We start from the raw sequence: 14,957 nt of genomic DNA, 5'->3' as shown, positions 1-14,957 counted from the left end.
ACCGGTCCTGACCGGGGGTACCGAAGAGGTACAGGATCAGGTCCTGGTCCAGGGTGATACGGCCGAAGTCCATGGCCACCGTCGTGGTGGTCTTGTCCCCGGTGTGCGTCAGATCGTCGATGCCCGCGGACGCGGACGTCATCACGGCTTCGGTGCGCAGCGGGTTGATCTCCGAAACGGCACCGACGAACGTGGTCTTACCCACGCCGAAGCCCCCTGCCACCACGATCTTCGCGGAGGTAGTGGAGCGGGCTGCTCCGCCGCTAGAGCTTGCGAAGTCCACTGAGCACCCTTTCGAGCAGTGTCACATCTGGCTGGCCGCCGGCGGACTCGTCGCCGCCGGGCTGATGGATAGCGACGAGTCCGGCCTCGGCCAGGTCGGCTACGAGGATCCGGGCAACGCCGAGGGGGATCGAGAGAAGCGCCGAGATCTCGGCAACCGACTTGATCTCGAAGCACAGCCGGCAGATCCGCTGGTGCTCGGGCAACTGCCCTTGCAGCCGGGACGGATCGGCCGTGGTACTGACCAACGCCTCAATGGCGAGCTGGTATCGCGGTCGGGTCCGGCCGCCGGTCATGGCGTACGGACGGACCAGCGGGTTGTGCGCCGTCGGCGCGGCGGGCTCGGGGGCCCGCCGCGGCTGCACCGGCTGAATCCGGGGCTGCTGGGGCGCGTCCAACCGTCGCGGCCGCTGAGGGTGTTGCGGCTGCTGCGGCTGCTGGGGCCACCCACCGTCCTGGGCCTGCGGCCACCCGCCGCCCTGTGCCTGTCGGGGCGGATACGGCTGCTGAGGCGGCTGATAGGGCTGCTGCGAGCCCTGTCTGCTGGGCGTGGAGGGGAAGTTGAAACGGTTGTCCCCGTGCTCACCCGGTACCCGCTGACCACCGTCGTACTGGTGTCCGCTTGGGGGTGTTGCCACGTTTCCTCCTCCGACTGCCGGTCCCGGTCCCAGTGGGGCCGCGCCAACGCACCCTATGGCGCGGTGGCGCGAAACGCACCGTCTGTCTATTAGTTAAGAAGACTTCCCTGCAGTTCGGCGCGGAGGTCGGGTGTGAGGACACTGCCCGCACGGTCGACCAGAAGTGCCATTTCGTACCCAACCAGACCGATATCGGCGTCCGGATGTGCAAGAACTGCGAGCGAAGATCCGTCAGAGATGGACATGATGAAGAGGAATCCGCGCTCCATCTCCACAACGGTCTGGTTCACGGCGCCGCCCTCGAAGATCCGCGAGGCGCCCGCGGTCAGCGAGGTCAGACCGGAAGCAACGGCCGCCAGCTGGTCGGCACGGTCGCGCGGGAATCCCTCGGACATGGCCAGCAGGAGTCCGTCGGCGGAGACCACCACGGTGTGGGACACCCCGGGGGTGTTGTCCACGAAGTTGGTGATCAACCAGTTGAGATTCTGCGCCGCCTGGCTCATCGGGCTCACACTAACGCTCCTGGTTGTAGGTATTACTTGCGTCCGAACCAGCGTTACGTCCCCTCTGAATGCCCCGGCGCAGGTTGCTCAACCTGCCCCGGACGTCCTCAGGGGCGCGGGAGACCTGAGGGCCACCCTGCTGGGTCTGCTCCGCCGTGCCCTCGACCAGATTGGCCTTGGGCACTCGCCGGGGAAGTCCGGACGGGGTGACCCCGCCCGCCTTCGGCTCCCGGAGCTTCTCGGCCCGCTCCCAGCGCTCGTCGTTCTTCGAGCGCCAGTCGTCGGAGCCGTTCCCGTCCTGTTGCGCGGGCGACAGCCGCTGCGGCAACTCCTGCTGCGGCGGCTGCTGCTCGGCTGGGACGGGCTGCTCGTTTCCGCGGCCGGTGGGCTGCCAGTGCTGCTGACCGCCCCGGCGCGGCAGACCGGCATCGGTCAGCTCGTGGCCGGCGTTCGGGGTGGGGCCCGGACGGTCGAAGCCTACGCGCTCCTGCGGCTCCGCGGGAGCGCTGGGCACAGATTCCGGTTCAGCCTGCGGTGTGGGCTCGTACGCGTCCTGGTACGTGCCCTGATCTGCCCACTCTTCCTGGTGGGGCTGGGCTGCGAACTCTTCGTCGTAACCCTGCTGGGCGCTCTCCGGGGTGGCATATGTCGCCTCCGGATAGCCGTTCTGCGGTGCGTAGTCGGAGTGCTCCGGATAGCCGGTGTCGCCGCGGTACGGGTCGTAGGAACTGTCGTACGCGGCCTGTGCGTACTGCTCCTGCTCCTGCTGCGGCTCCCCTGCGTACGCGTCCTGCGCGTACGCGGCGTCCGAGAAGGAGGCGTCCGCGAACTGCGGGTGCTCTCCGCCCGTCTGGGCCTCCAGCGCCGCCCTGCGCTCCTCACGCATGAGCGAGCGGCCGACCGGGTCCAGCTGCGCGGCGTCGGCCGGCTGCTCGTACCGCGAGTCGTCGAAGCCGAGCTCGGCCGCCGTGCGCAGCCGGGGCTGCTGCGGCTCCGGCTCGAACGACGCCTGCTGCGGGATGATCGAGGAGACGGTGAAGTCGTCCTGAGGGCCGACGGAGCCGAGGCCCTCGCCCCCGCCGCCGTGGGTGATCGCGTCCGGCAGCATGACCAGCGAGGTCGTTCCGGCCTGTTCGCCCGAGGGGCGCAGCTGGACCCGGATGCCGTGCCGGTCGGCGAGGCGGCCGACCACGAAGAGCCCCATCCGCTGGGAGACCGCGGCGTCCACGGTCGGCGGGTTGGCCAGCTTGTGGTTGATGTCCGCGAAGTCCTCGGCGGTGAGGCCGATGCCCTTGTCGTGGATCTCGACCATCACGCGGCTGTCCGGCAGCCGGGTCGCGGTGACACGGACCTTGGTCTGCGGCGAGGAGAACGTGGTGGCGTTCTCCAGCAGCTCGGCAAGCAGGTGCACGAGGTCGGTGACGGCCTGACCGTGGATCTCGGTCTCCGGGACACCGGAGAGCTCGATGCGTTCGTACGACTCCACCTCGGATGAGGCGGCCCGCAGGACGTCGACCAGCGGAACCGGCTGGTTCCAGCGGCGGCCCGGCTCCTCGCCGGCGAGAACGAGGAGGTTCTCGCCGTTGCGGCGCATACGGGTGGCCAGGTGGTCGAGCCGGAAGAGGCTCTCCAGCTGGTCCGGGTCGGCCTCGTTGTTCTCCAGGTCGGTGATGAGGGTCAACTGGCCCTCGATCAGCGACTGGTTGCGGCGCGACAGGTTGGTGAAGATCGCGTTGACGTTGCCCCGCAGCATGGCCTGCTCGGCCGCGAGCCGCACCGCCTCGCGGTGCACCTGGTCGAAGGCGCGGGCGACCTCGCCGATCTCGTCCCGGCTGGTGATCGGAATCGGCTGGACCCGGGTGTCGACCCGGCCGGGCTCGGTCCGCGACAGCTGGTCGACGAGCATCGGCAGCCGCTGCTCGGCGATCCCGAAGGCGGCGGTACGCAGCTGGCGCATCGAGCGGCTCATCTGGCGGGCCATGAGCCCGGCCAGGACGAACGCGGCCAGCAGGGCGACCAGCACGATCGCGGCATTGACGATGGCGTCGGTCTTGGCACTGGACGAGATGTCCGCGGCCTCGGTCACCGCCTTGTCGACGAGCTCTTCCTCGACCGTGGTGTAGCCGTCGAACTTGGCGGTCGCGGCGGCCATCCAGGTCTCGGGCGTGATGCCCTTGGCGGCCAGCTTCTCGGGCGACTTGCCCTGGCCGATCTGCTGGGCCATCCCGTCGAAGACCGACCCGTCGATGCTGGGCGGCGCGACGAACGGCACACCGGCCGCGTCGGCCTGCGCCTTGGCGGTCTTCAGCTTCTTCGCACCCTCGGCCGCCTTGGCGGCCATGACCTGCTTCAGCCGCGCGGAGTCGGCCTCCGTGCCACCGGAGACGAACTCGCCGAGGGCGATCTGCTCCAGGTAGTTGTACGAGCCGAACGCCTTGACCTGGGCGTCGAACTTGGGGCCCTCCTGGCTCGGGCGCACCAGCAGGTGCATACCGATGGAGCGCTGAAGCGATTCTGCTGCCTTGGCCAGCTCGAGCGCGTAGACCGTACGGCCGTAGCTGGTGATGTTGCCGGTGCCGAGGCCGAGCTCGTTGCAGAACTCCATCAGGGAGTGCTGAACCTTGACGTAGCCTTCTTCCGTCTTCACCGGGTCCATGGCCTCGGCGTAGGCGGCCTTGCGCAGATCGGGGAGCTTGGGCTCCTCCTGCTTGAACAGCTGGAGACGGCGCTCCAGGCCCTGCTTCTTCGGCATGTTCTGCACGGCGTCGTCGAACTTGGCGGCGGCGGCGTCGGTGGTGGCACGCACCTGGGAGACGATCGCGGCGTCACGCTTGTTCGACAACAGGGACTGCGCGGAGAGGTCACGCTCGTTGAGCAGTGCCTGCCCGTACTCCGAGGCCGCGCGGACGATCAGCGCGGTCTTCTCGGCGTCCTGGGCCTCATTCCACGTGTCGATCGACCCCTTCACCTGGAAGCCGCCCATGACGAGGCCGACCAGTACAGGGATCAGAAGGATCGCGTTCAGCCGGGTGGGCACCCGCCAGTTGCGGGGGGACAGCCGACTGGTGCTGCCACCGGCCGGTGCCTGTGCGGACACATCGGCGGGTGACGCCGCGGTGCGCGGCGGCGGGGTGAAGTTGCCCCGCTCCGACTGAACTGCGGAGCCCTTGCTGCTACGCCTCACTCGACCAACAACCTCTCGGCGTCGGCACCTACGCTGTGCCGTTTTTTGTTCAGGGCCGTACTACTCGGGAGTTTCGTCGAATTGCAGCACGGGGACCGGCCGCGTTCCAAACACTCGGAATGAGCCATTCCGAGTGGTCCAAGCCGCAGATAAAACGGGCATAAAGAGCGAGCCCCGTCAAAAGGCGGGGCTCATGTGAGCACAGTGATACCGGTCGAACGCATCGGGTGTCGAAGCCGGGTCAATTCTCTGTCGAAACGTTATGAACACGGGGGTGGATCGTGTCAAAGGACACAGTCCACCCCCGTGTGACTACGGCAACTGCCGTATGCCCATGCCGACTTGCGGAGAGCTTTCGGCTACTTCAGCCGGGCCATCAGCGCGTGCTCCACGAGCGTGATCAGACCGCTCTTGGCATCCGCGCGGTGGCGGGCGTCCGTCGTGATGATCGGGGTGTCGGGGCCGATCTGCAGGGCCTCGCGCACCTCGTCCGGTGTGTACGGCTGGTGTCCGTCGAAGCCGTTGAGGGCGATGACGAAGGGCAGGCCGCTGTTCTCGAAGTAGTCGACGGCCGGGAAGCAGTCGGCGAGACGCCGGGTGTCCACCAGGACGACGGCGCCGATCGCGCCGCGGACCAGGTCGTCCCACATGAACCAGAACCGGTCCTGACCGGGGGTACCGAAGAGGTACAGGATCAGGTCCTGGTCCAGGGTGATACGGCCGAAGTCCATGGCCACCGTCGTGGTGGTCTTGCCGCCGGTGTGCGTCAGATCGTCGATGCCCGCGGACGCGGACGTCATCACGGCTTCCGTGCGCAGCGGGTTGATCTCCGAAACGGCACCGACGAACGTGGTCTTACCCACGCCGAAACCGCCCGCCACCACGATCTTCGCCGAGGTGGTGGCCCGGGCCGCACCGCCGCTAGAGCTTGCGAAGTCCACTGAGCACCCTTTCGAGCAGTGTCACATCCGGCGCGCCGCCGGCCTCTCCGTTGCCCGGCTGGTGGATGGCCACCATGCCGGCTTCCGCCAGGTCCGCGACGAGAATCCGGGCCACACCGAGCGGCATCGACAGCAGCGCCGACACCTCGGCCACCGACTTGACCTCACGGCAGAGGTGGCAGATCCGCTGGTGCTCCGGGAGCAGCGTCGCCAGATGCGCCGGGTCGGCCGTGGTGGACACCAGGGCCTCTATGGCGAGCTGGTAGCGCGGCCGGGTCCGGCCGCCGGTCATGGCGTACGGACGGACCAGCGGCTGGTCGCCTTCACCTTCGTACGACGCGTGGTGCAGTGCGCCGTACGGATCGGGTGAGGCGGGTGGCGGGGTCATGAATCCTCCGGGCGTGACAGCAAGGGGTCGGCTTGCCGTCTGAAGGGGCCGGTGGGGGGCTGAAACGGCCGGACGGGCGAGGGTTGGAGTGCGGTACCTGGGGCAATCGTGTCGGTCACCGGTTCATCGCCGCCTAGTGGAGCAGGCTGCCCTGGAGTTCGGCGCGGAGGTCCGGGGTGAGGACCGTTCCCGCGCGGTCGACCAGGAGGGCCATCTCGTACCCGACCAGACCGATGTCGGCGTCCGGGTGGGCGAGCACGGCCAGTGAGGAGCCGTCCGAGATGGACATCAGGAAGAGGAACCCGCGTTCCATCTCGACCACGGTCTGGCTGACAGCGCCGCCCTCGAAGATCCGGGAGGCGCCCGCGGTCAGCGAGGTGAGCCCGGAGGCGACCGCCGCCAACTGGTCGGCGCGGTCGCGCGGGAATCCTTCGGACATCGCCAGCAGCAGGCCGTCTGCGGAGACCACCACCGTGTGGGACACCCCGGGGGTGTTGTCCACGAAGTTGGTGATCAACCAGTTCAGATTCTGCGCGGCCTGACTCATCGGGCTCAACTAACGCTCCTGCTGGTGAGTGGGGCCGAGTGGGAAACTGCCGGTCGACTGGCCGTTGTTGGCCTGCCGACCCTGCTGGATACCCCGGCGGAGATTGGTCAGGCGCCCGCGCACGTCATCGGGCGCACGCGAAACCTGAGGACCGGTCTGGTGGTTCTGCTGCTGGGCAGTACCCGGCACCAGATTGGCACGCGGCACCCGGCGAGGCAGTCCGGAAGTGGTGATTCCGCCTGCTGCGGGCTTCTTGGCCCGCTCTGCCTGCCGTACGAGTTCGTCGTTCGGCGAGGCACGCCAGGAGCTGGTGGTGCCGGAGTCGCCCGCGCCGCGGCGCGGCATGGGGGGAGCGGAACGCTCAGGGGCGGACTGCTGAGGGGCGCCCGGCGCCTGCGGCTCGGCGGGCGGCCGCTGGCCGCCCTGCTGCGGGCCGTGGAACCAGTTCGTCTCCAGCGTGTCGTACAGCGGCGTACGACCGTCCCCCGGACCAGCCGGAGGCAGTGCCTCGGGCTGGGGCTGGGGTGGCAGCACCGGGCGGTACTGCGCCTCGGGGGCGGGAGCGGCGGCCGGACGCGGCGCGCCGAAGTCCTCGGCGTCCCGGCCGCGCTGATGCGGCCCGGGCACCCCCTGGTCCTGGGAGGACTGCGGGACACCGAAGTCCGGGCGGGCGAACTGCGCGGTGCTCGCGGGGTCCTGGTGCTGCGGTGCCGGGGCCGAGAAGTCCGGGCGGGCGAACCCGGTGGTGCTCGCGGGGTCCTGGTGCTGCGGCGCGGGGGCCGAGAAGTCCGGGCGGGCGAACTCGGCGGTGGAGCCGGGCCCCTGCCGGTCGTCGATCGGCGGGCGCCGGTCCATGGACGGATTCATCGGCCGCTGGAACTGGCCGGTGGACTCGGGCTCCTCGTGACCGCGCGGGGCGTCGAGCGGAGTGTGCCGCGGGACCGACGGGTCCTCGGTGCCCCAGCTGGTGGTCTGCGGGCGCTGCGGCTGCGGGTTGCCACCGGGCAGCTCGGCACGCGGACCGCCGACGGGCGGCAGCTGACGGCCGGGGTTGCCGGGACCGCCGGGCCGCTGGAAGCCGTCCTGGCCGTCGGGAGCGTTGTAACGGGGCTGCTGCGGGGCCTGCCGGGCACCCGGACCGTTCTGCTGACCGGGCTGCCCCGGCCGGTTCTGACCGAACAGGTTGGCCTGACCCGACTCCGTGCGATCGGAATCGCCCTGGGCGCCGAGCCGGGCACCGCCGCCGAATGCGCCGGAGAGCCCGCCGCCCTGACGTGGCGGTTCCTGCCGCGAGGTGTCCTGGGGGCCGGTGTGCGACAGTCCGGCACCCTGGAAACCTGCGTTCTGCTGGCCCTGCTGGCCCTGCTGATTCGGCTGGCCGTGCTGGGGCAGCTGGTTCGACTGGTTCGGCTGCTGGCGGGGACTGCTGTCGCGTGCCGGCAGCGCCGCCCGCGGACCGGAGCCCGCACCGACCTGCCCGCGCTGTCCACCGGGAGCCGCGCCGAGACCGCGCGCCGGGGCGGCGGGAGCGCCGCCGAGGCCCGGACGGTTGCCGTTGCCCGCACCGTTGCCGCCGGTGAGCAGACCGCCCGGGGCGGACTGCTGCTGACCCGGCGCCTGCTTCGCGGCCGGCTGCTTGCCGCCGTGCGCGACATCGACGGGGAGCATGACCAGTGCGGTCGTGCCACCGGAGTCGGACGGCCGCAGCTGAATCCGGATGCCGTGACGCAGGGACAGCCGGCCGACCACGAACAGACCCATGCGGCGGGAGACCGAGACGTCGACGGTGGGCGGCGACGCGAGCCGCTCGTTGATCGCCGCGAGGTCCTCGGGGGAGAGGCCGATGCCGGTGTCGTGGATCTCCACCAGCACCCGGCCGTCGGGCAGTGCGTGACCGGTGACCCGGACCTTCGTCTGCGGCGAGGAGAACGACGTGGCGTTCTCCAGCAGCTCGGCGAGCAGGTGCACGAGGTCGTTGACCACGCGGCCGGCCACCTCGGTGGCGGGCACCGCGGCCAGTTCGATGCGCTCGTACTGCTCCACCTCGGAGGCGGCGGCACGGAGCACGTCGACCAGCGGGACGGGGCGCGTCCACCGACGGCCCGGTTCCTCGCCCGCGAGGACGAGGAGGTTCTCGCCGTTACGGCGCATACGGGTCGCGAGGTGGTCGAGCTTGAAGAGCGAGGACAGCTGGTCCGGGTCGGCCTCGCGCGACTCCAGCTCGGAGATGAGCGAGAGCTGACGCTGGATGAGACCCTGCGAACGCCGCGAGAGGTTGGTGAACATCGCGTTGACGTTGCCCCGCAGGAGGGCCTGTTCGGCGGCGAGGCGGACGGCCTCGCGGTGCACGTCGTCGAAGGCCGAGGCCACCTGGCCGATCTCGTCCCGGGAGTGCACACCGACCGACTCGACGGAGGTGTCGACGTCCTGCGGGTCCGACTCGGAGAGCTGCTTGACGAGTTCCGGCAGCCGGTCCTGGGCGACCCGGGTCGCGGTGTCCTGCAGTCGCCGCAGCGAGCGGATCATGGACCGGGCGACGACGAAGGCGCCGACCAGGGAGACACCGAGCACGAGCAGGATGAGCGCACCGCTGATGATGGCTTCGCGCTTCGACTGGTCGCGGAGCTCGCGGGCCTTGCCCTCCATGTCGCCGAGGAGGGTCTCCTCGATGGTCTTCATCGCCTGGAGCTTGGTGGAGCTCTGTTCGTACCAGTCGAGGTACGAACGTGCACCCGCTCCCGCCATGCCGTTGGAGTTCTCGAGCACCTTCTTGGCGTAGGTATTGGCGGCCTTGATCTCCGGGTTGCCGGTCTCCAGCGTCGCCGTCAGCTGGTCGGCGTTCTGACCGGTCGCCGAGTAGGCCGCCTTGAACGACTCCATGGCCGACGCCTCCTTGCTGAGGGCGGCCTTGCCGAACTGCTGGTCGTTCTCGTCGAGATGCGAGTCCTTCAGGTTGCCGCCCCCGCCGGGCAGCGCCGCGGCGATGATCGCCCGCTGGACCGACGCGTACTCCTTGGCGGAGGAGAAGGCCGCCAGGGCACGGGTCCGCTTGATCATCTCGGGGTTGCTGGTCGCCTGCGCCATGTCCTGCGAGAGGCTCAGCAGCGAGTTGATCAGCTGGCTGTACTGGTCGACGGTCTGGAGGCTCGGGCTGCCCTCCTCGTACGCCGTCTTGCGGATCTCGCGGATCCGACCGAGCTGATTGGCGATCTGGCTGACGCTCGCCTGGATCGACTTCAGGGCGTCGTCGCCCTCGGTGTCGCCGATCTCGTTCGTCGCCTGCAGGAAGGCGGTCTTCGCCCGGTCGGTTTTCCTGCGCGGCTCGGTGACCTTGAAGTCGTCGGCCTTCACGCCGTTGGACAGCGGACCCGCAGACCTGTCGCGCTCCTCCTGGAGCTTTTGAGCGAGCTGGGTCGCCTGATTGGTCATCTGGGTCAGCAGCTGCATGTGGTCCAGCTGCTGAATGTCGTTCATGGAGTCGTTGATGCGCAGACCACCCAGGGTGGTCGCGGCGACTACCGGAAGAGCGAGCAGGGAGACCAGGCGCGTGCTGATGCGCCAGTTGCGCAGAGCCAGGCGCGAACCCGTGCTGACGGGCCCCCGGGGCTGGAGCGGGGCGACCGGGTCGGTTCCGCTGTTCGCCGTGGCACCTGAGCGCGGAGCGCGGTCGCCGTTGTCGCCGGCCGCGGCCGGTCCGGGGTTCTGGGCGTGCTGGGGCGAGGAACCGCGGTCGGTCCCGCCGCGCGGCTCCTGTTCCGCCGCAGCGCTGCCATCCCTCTTGAAACGTCCCTGCACTAGCGTCGCAACCTCTGGACCAGGCGTCCCTCCGCGTGACGGGTGGGACGGTGTCGGCGTCGTGGGGCGTCGTACCCGCCCCATGGTGGTCGTGAGTGACCGGCGCTCTTCCCCTTCCCGCCGCCACTCGGCGCTGCGTTGCGCCCCCTGCGCGCCGGCCTGAAACCCGCGGCGGTGCGTGGAATTCCAGCACAGTGCCGGATCTCCAACAAGGCCCGCGTACCGGGCCGTGACCTGGGTGACACGTTGTGATGGATACGTCACAAGCCGTGGAGAGTGTTCAGGGCCAAAGGGGGCGTTAAAGGGCGAAACAGGTGGGGGTGGAGAGTGTCCCAGTCGAGATGATCGGGAGCGGAATGATTCATTCAGTGGTGCAATGTCCGTTTCCTCGACCTTGATCGACCGCCCGAAATGACGCGATTGTCAACGCGTTCGTGAGCAAACTCACATGATGATCGCCATCTCTTCCGGGGGTCCTGAGGGAATTGGATGTTTAGCCTGGCGCTTTACAGGGATGGCAAATCCGACAACCGGCGCCCCTCCGGGCGGCGCCCGTACCGACAGGGTCCGAACGGCAGATGAAGACGACGATGATGTTCCGCAACATTGCCAACCCCCGGCGCACCACGCTGGCGCACCTCAAGGACGCCGAAGCGCTGCAGACGCCGGAGCAGCCGGAGCACGCCGTCGACCTGCCCGCCCAGACGGCCAATCCGCGTCGCACCGTCCTCATGGTGGCCCCGGCGGCCGCGGCCGCCTCGACCGCCGGGTAATGGGCGCGGTTGTCCCCCTCACCCGCGTTAGCCTGGAGCGTCAGTCTTCAGCCAGCCAGCAAGTGAGGGGCGACAGCATCCCGTGCGCATCGCCAGGTTCTCCATCGACGGCAATGTCGCCTTCGGCGCGGTCGAGGGCGACGGCACCGTCGGCTCCGGTGACCTCGTCCTCGACATCATCAAGGGCATTCCGTACGCCGACTTCGAGCTCTCCGGCACCAAGGTCCCGCTGAGCAAGGTCCGGCTGCTGCCGCCCGTGCTCCCCAACAAGGTCGTGGCCATCGGCCGCAACTACGCGGAGCACGCCGCCGAACTCGGCAACGAGGTCCCGGACGTACCGGTCGCCTTCTTCAAGCCCACCACCTCGGTGATCGGCTCCGGGGACGCCATTGAGTACCCCTCCTTCTCCGACGAAGTGCACTACGAGGCCGAGCTGGCCGTCGTCATCGGCCGTATGTGCCGCGAAGTGCCGCGTGAGCGAGTCAAGGACGTCATCTTCGGCTACACCTGCGCCAACGACGTCACGGCCCGCGATGCCCAGAGGCGTGAGAAGCAGTGGGCCCGGGCCAAGGGCTTCGACACGTCCTGCCCGCTCGGCCCCTGGGTGGAGACCGACCTCGACCCCAGCGACCTCGCCATCCAGACCACGGTCAACGGCGAGCAACGCCAACTGGGCCGTACGAGCGAAATGATCCGCTCCATCGAGGACCTGGTCGTCCACATCACGGAGGCGATGACGCTGCTCCCGGGCGACGTGATCCTCACCGGCACCCCGGCAGGGGTCGGACCCCTGCACGTCGGCGACGAGGTCGCCGTCACCATCGAAGGCATCGGCACTCTCACCAACAAGGTGATCAAGCGTGGCTAACACGAACTCCCCCAAGCTCTCGGCTTCGCTCGAGCAGGGGGTACCCCCCCGTGTACGTTTCTGTCCCTCCCCGACCGGCAACCCCCACGTGGGCCTGGTCCGCACCGCCCTGTTCAACTGGGCGTTCGCCCGACACCACGGCGGCACCCTGGTCTTCCGCATCGAGGACACGGATGCGGCGCGCGACTCCGAGGATTCGTACAACCAGCTGCTCGACTCGATGCGCTGGCTCGGCTTCGACTGGGACGAGGGCCCCGAGGTCGGCGGCCCGCACGCCCCGTACCGGCAGTCGCAGCGCATGGACATCTACAAGGATGTCGCCGAGAAGCTCCTGGCCGGCGGTTACGCGTACCACTGCTACTGCACCACCGAGGAGCTCGACGCCCGCCGCGACGCCGCCCGCGCCGCCGGCAAGCCGTCCGGCTACGACGGTCACTGCCGCGACCTGAGTGCCGAGCAGATCGCCGCGTACGAGGCCGAGGGTCGGACGTCCATCGTCCGCTTCCGGATGCCCGACGAGGCGCTCACCTTCACGGACCTGGTCCGCGGCGAGCTGACCTTCCAGCCGGAGAACGTGCCGGACTACGGCATCGTCCGGGCCAACGGCGCGCCGCTCTACACGCTCGTCAACCCGGTCGACGACGCGCTGATGGAGATCACCCACGTCCTGCGCGGCGAGGACCTGCTCTCGTCGACGCCGCGCCAGCTCGCGCTCTACAAGGCGCTGATCGAGCTCGGCATCGCCAAGGGCACCCCCGCCTTCGGCCACCTCCCGTACGTCATGGGCGAGGGCAACAAGAAGCTCTCCAAGCGTGACCCGCAGGCCTCGCTCAACCTCTACCGTGAGCGCGGCTTCCTTCCCGAGGGGCTGCTCAACTACCTCTCGCTGCTCGGCTGGTCGATCGCCGAGGACCGCGACATCTTCTCCGTCGAGGAGATGGTGGCCGCGTTCGACATCGAGGACGTGAACGCCAACCCGGCGCGCTTCGACCTGAAGAAGTGCGAGCACATCAACGCCGAGCACATCCGCATGCTCGACGTGAAGACCTTCACCGAGGCGTGCGGCCCCTGGCTGAAGGCGCCGTTCGCCCCGTGGGCCCCGGAGGCCTTCGACGCCGCGCAGTTCGAGGCCATCGCCCCGTATGCCCAGACCCGCGTGACCGTCCTCTCGGACATCACGGCCAACGTCGACTTCCTCTTCCTCGACGAGCCGGTCGAGGACGAGGCGTCCTGGAGCAAGGCGATGAAGGAGGGCTCCGACGCCCTCCTCACCACGGCCCGCGCCAAGCTGGCCGACGCCGAGTGGAACGCCGAGGCCCTGAAGAACGCCATCCTCGCCGCGGGTGAGGAGCACGGCCTGAAGCTCGGCAAGGCCCAGGCCCCGGTCCGCGTCGCCGTCACCGGCCGCACGATCGGTCTGCCGCTCTTCGAGTCCCTGGAGATCCTGGGCCGCGAGAAGTCCCTGGCCCGGATCGACGCGGCAAGGGCGAAGCTGGCCGCGTAAGCGGCTCCCGTACGCCCGAAGGGGCGGTCGCCGGTCCGTACCGGCGACCGCCCCTTCCGTATGCCTCAGACGGTCTCGTCGAGGTCCTGCGCGTAGTGCTCGATGGCCCGCCGGTACCGCTGTACATACGCGTCCCGGCTGGTCGTGGCCAGCAGCCTCAGCAGGATCTGCATGGCCTCGTGATGCTGCTCGGTGTTGAACAGGGCCATCGCGAGGAAGGACTGCAGGGCGCCGTCCCCGGGGAACTCCGCGACGCCAACTCGCAGCGTCTCGACGGCCTTTGCGTACTGCCCCAGTACCCGATAGGTGCTGCCGAGCCCGAGCAGCGCACCGTGGCGGTCCTCCTCCGACAGCCCGGCGCCCCGCAAGCTGCGTTCGTAGAAGGGGACGGCTTCGGCCTCCAGGCCCAGCACGTCGTGGACCCAGGCGGTCTGGTACGCCACTTCCGCGTCCTCGGGATGCCCGGCGGCGAGCATCAGCAGCCGCTCCCTGGCCTCTTCCGCCTGTCCCTGCTCGCGCAGCCCGACGGCCTCGGCCAGCAGGCTGTCCCTGTCATGCTCATTCATGCACGCATTGTCACAGGTCAGGCGTCGCGGGCAGGGTTCAGGGCATTACCCGGCCCCCTCGCCGGGTGGGCGGTAGCGTGGCCGTATGCCGATCCGAGCCGTGCTCTGGGACATCGACGACACGATCTTCGACTACACGGGCGCCGACCGCGTCGGCCTGCAGAGACATCTGGAGAGCGAGGGCGTGCCCGGCGGATACGGTTCCGCCGCGCAGGCCCTGGATGCCTGGCGGGCGATCACCGACGTCCACTGGGCGCGTTTCGCCGCCGGGGAGACCGACTTTCAGGGGCAGCGCCGGGACCGGGTCCGTTCGTTCCTCGGACGGCCGCTCACGGACGCGGAGGCCGACGACTGGTTCGCCCGGCACCTCGCTCATTACGAGGCGGCCTGGTCGCTCTTCCCGGACGCACTGCCGGTCCTGGACGTGCTGGCCGGCCGCTACCGGCAGGCCGTCCTGTCGAACTCCAGCATCGTCAATCAGGACCGCAAGCTGCGCATCCTCGGAGTGCGGGACCGTTTCGAGGCCGTGGTGTGTGCCGTGGAGCTCGGCATCTCCAAGCCCGAGGCCGCCGCGTTCCATGCCGCCTGTGAAGCGCTCGGGCTGGAGCCGCAGGACGTCGTGTACGTCGGGGACCACCCGGACATCGACGCGGCCGGGGCGGTGGCGGCGGGGCTGAAGGGGATCTGGCTGGACCGGGAAGGGCGCGGCGGACGGCCCGAACTGGAGCGCATCACCGGTCTCGATCAGCTCCCCGGACTCCTGGTGGGCGATACCCGTTTTGGAGCGCCGGACACCTTCGGGTAATGTTCTTTCTGCGCCGCCCGAGCGGGCCGGAAGATCCGGTCGGGAAGCGCAAGCCGAACAAAATCCCCTCTGGGGGTTGAGTTTTGGTGGGCTATGGTGTAATTGGCAACACTACGGTTTCTGGTACCGTCATTCTAGGTTCGAGTCCTGGTAGCCCAGCGCA

The 14,957-nt window shown here is 69.2% G+C and carries 13 protein-coding genes and 1 tRNA gene; 5 read left to right on the top strand and 9 right to left on the bottom strand.

Annotation, left to right across the window (positions count from 1 at the left end; genetic code table 11):
* From ACFU6I_RS27840 to ACFU6I_RS27805, 8 genes are all read right to left on the bottom strand, one after another.
* Positions 1-283 (bottom strand): ATP/GTP-binding protein (locus ACFU6I_RS27840; RefSeq protein WP_176902409.1); only part of this gene is annotated, 283 nt, incomplete at its 3' end.
* Positions 264-920, bottom strand: coding sequence for a DUF742 domain-containing protein (locus ACFU6I_RS27835; RefSeq protein ID WP_384371624.1), 657 nt, complete (start codon positions 918-920; stop codon positions 264-266). The genes ACFU6I_RS27840 and ACFU6I_RS27835, both read right to left, overlap by 20 nt.
* An 89-nt stretch (positions 921-1,009) precedes the next feature.
* The gene (locus tag ACFU6I_RS27830) at positions 1,010-1,423 is read right to left on the bottom strand and encodes a roadblock/LC7 domain-containing protein (RefSeq protein ID WP_006127847.1); all 414 of its coding nucleotides are present in this window, start codon (positions 1,421-1,423) and stop codon (positions 1,010-1,012) included.
* A gap of 10 nt (positions 1,424-1,433) precedes the next feature.
* Entirely contained in the window at positions 1,434-4,607 is a 3,174-nt protein-coding gene (locus ACFU6I_RS27825; protein ID WP_384371622.1) for a nitrate- and nitrite sensing domain-containing protein, read from the bottom strand.
* A 359-nt stretch (positions 4,608-4,966) separates the two neighbouring features.
* Positions 4,967-5,548, bottom strand: a complete 582-nt coding sequence (locus ACFU6I_RS27820; protein WP_072487286.1) for an ATP/GTP-binding protein — start codon at positions 5,546-5,548, stop codon at positions 4,967-4,969.
* Entirely contained in the window at positions 5,529-5,936 is a 408-nt protein-coding gene (locus ACFU6I_RS27815) for a DUF742 domain-containing protein (RefSeq protein ID WP_266981123.1), read from the bottom strand. Before ACFU6I_RS27815 ends, ACFU6I_RS27820 begins: the two co-directional genes overlap by 20 nt.
* 133 nt (positions 5,937-6,069) lie before the next feature.
* Positions 6,070-6,492, bottom strand: coding sequence for a roadblock/LC7 domain-containing protein (locus tag ACFU6I_RS27810; protein ID WP_003966009.1), 423 nt, complete (start codon positions 6,490-6,492; stop codon positions 6,070-6,072).
* On the bottom strand, positions 6,493-10,278 hold the full coding sequence (locus tag ACFU6I_RS27805; RefSeq protein WP_384371620.1) for a nitrate- and nitrite sensing domain-containing protein: 3,786 nt from the start codon (positions 10,276-10,278) through the stop codon (positions 6,493-6,495).
* Positions 10,279-10,856: 578 nt separating this feature from the next.
* On the opposite strand from ACFU6I_RS27805, the gene ACFU6I_RS27800 reads away from it, so the two are divergent.
* From ACFU6I_RS27800 to gltX, 3 genes are all read left to right on the top strand, one after another.
* On the top strand, positions 10,857-11,051 hold the full coding sequence (locus tag ACFU6I_RS27800; RefSeq protein ID WP_345510663.1) for a hypothetical protein: 195 nt from the start codon (positions 10,857-10,859) through the stop codon (positions 11,049-11,051).
* An 82-nt stretch (positions 11,052-11,133) separates the two neighbouring features.
* A complete protein-coding gene (locus tag ACFU6I_RS27795) occupies positions 11,134-11,919 on the top strand; it encodes a fumarylacetoacetate hydrolase family protein (protein WP_384371618.1) in 786 nt (261 codons plus the stop codon).
* Positions 11,912-13,423 (top strand): glutamate--tRNA ligase, encoded by a 1,512-nt coding sequence (gene gltX, locus ACFU6I_RS27790; protein ID WP_384371616.1) that lies wholly within the window; start codon positions 11,912-11,914, stop codon positions 13,421-13,423. Before ACFU6I_RS27795 ends, gltX begins: the two co-directional genes overlap by 8 nt.
* Positions 13,424-13,488: 65 nt before the next feature.
* On the opposite strand, the gene ACFU6I_RS27785 is transcribed toward gltX, so the two are convergent.
* Entirely contained in the window at positions 13,489-13,989 is a 501-nt protein-coding gene (locus ACFU6I_RS27785; protein ID WP_384371614.1) for a tetratricopeptide repeat protein, read from the bottom strand.
* Positions 13,990-14,074: 85 nt separating this feature from the next.
* On the opposite strand from ACFU6I_RS27785, the gene ACFU6I_RS27780 reads away from it, so the two are divergent.
* Positions 14,075-14,794 carry an HAD family hydrolase gene (locus ACFU6I_RS27780; RefSeq protein WP_384371612.1) on the top strand — a complete coding sequence of 240 codons (720 nt, stop codon included), beginning with the start codon at positions 14,075-14,077 and terminating at the stop codon, positions 14,792-14,794.
* An 87-nt stretch (positions 14,795-14,881) separates the two neighbouring features.
* A tRNA-Gln gene (locus ACFU6I_RS27775) sits at positions 14,882-14,953 on the top strand.
* The last annotated feature ends 4 nt before the right edge of the window (positions 14,954-14,957 follow it).

The sequence above is a fragment of the Streptomyces sp. NPDC057486 genome (genome assembly GCF_042802415.1).
Classification (GTDB): domain Bacteria; phylum Actinomycetota; class Actinomycetes; order Streptomycetales; family Streptomycetaceae; genus Streptomyces; species Streptomyces yanii.
This window is presented reverse-complemented; position numbering and strand designations above follow the sequence as displayed.

Excerpts from the sequence above, each read along its gene's own strand:
- ACFU6I_RS27830 (WP_006127847.1), bottom strand. The coding sequence starts at position 1,423 with ATGAGCCAGGCGGCGCAGAATCTCAACTGGTTGATCACCAACTTCGTG.
- ACFU6I_RS27815 (WP_266981123.1), bottom strand. The coding sequence starts at position 5,936 with ATGACCCCGCCACCCGCCTCACCCGATCCGTACGGCGCACTGCACCAC.
- ACFU6I_RS27800 (WP_345510663.1), top strand. The coding sequence starts at position 10,857 with ATGAAGACGACGATGATGTTCCGCAACATTGCCAACCCCCGGCGCACC.
- ACFU6I_RS27785 (WP_384371614.1), bottom strand. The coding sequence starts at position 13,989 with ATGAATGAGCATGACAGGGACAGCCTGCTGGCCGAGGCCGTCGGGCTG.
- ACFU6I_RS27780 (WP_384371612.1), top strand. The coding sequence starts at position 14,075 with ATGCCGATCCGAGCCGTGCTCTGGGACATCGACGACACGATCTTCGAC.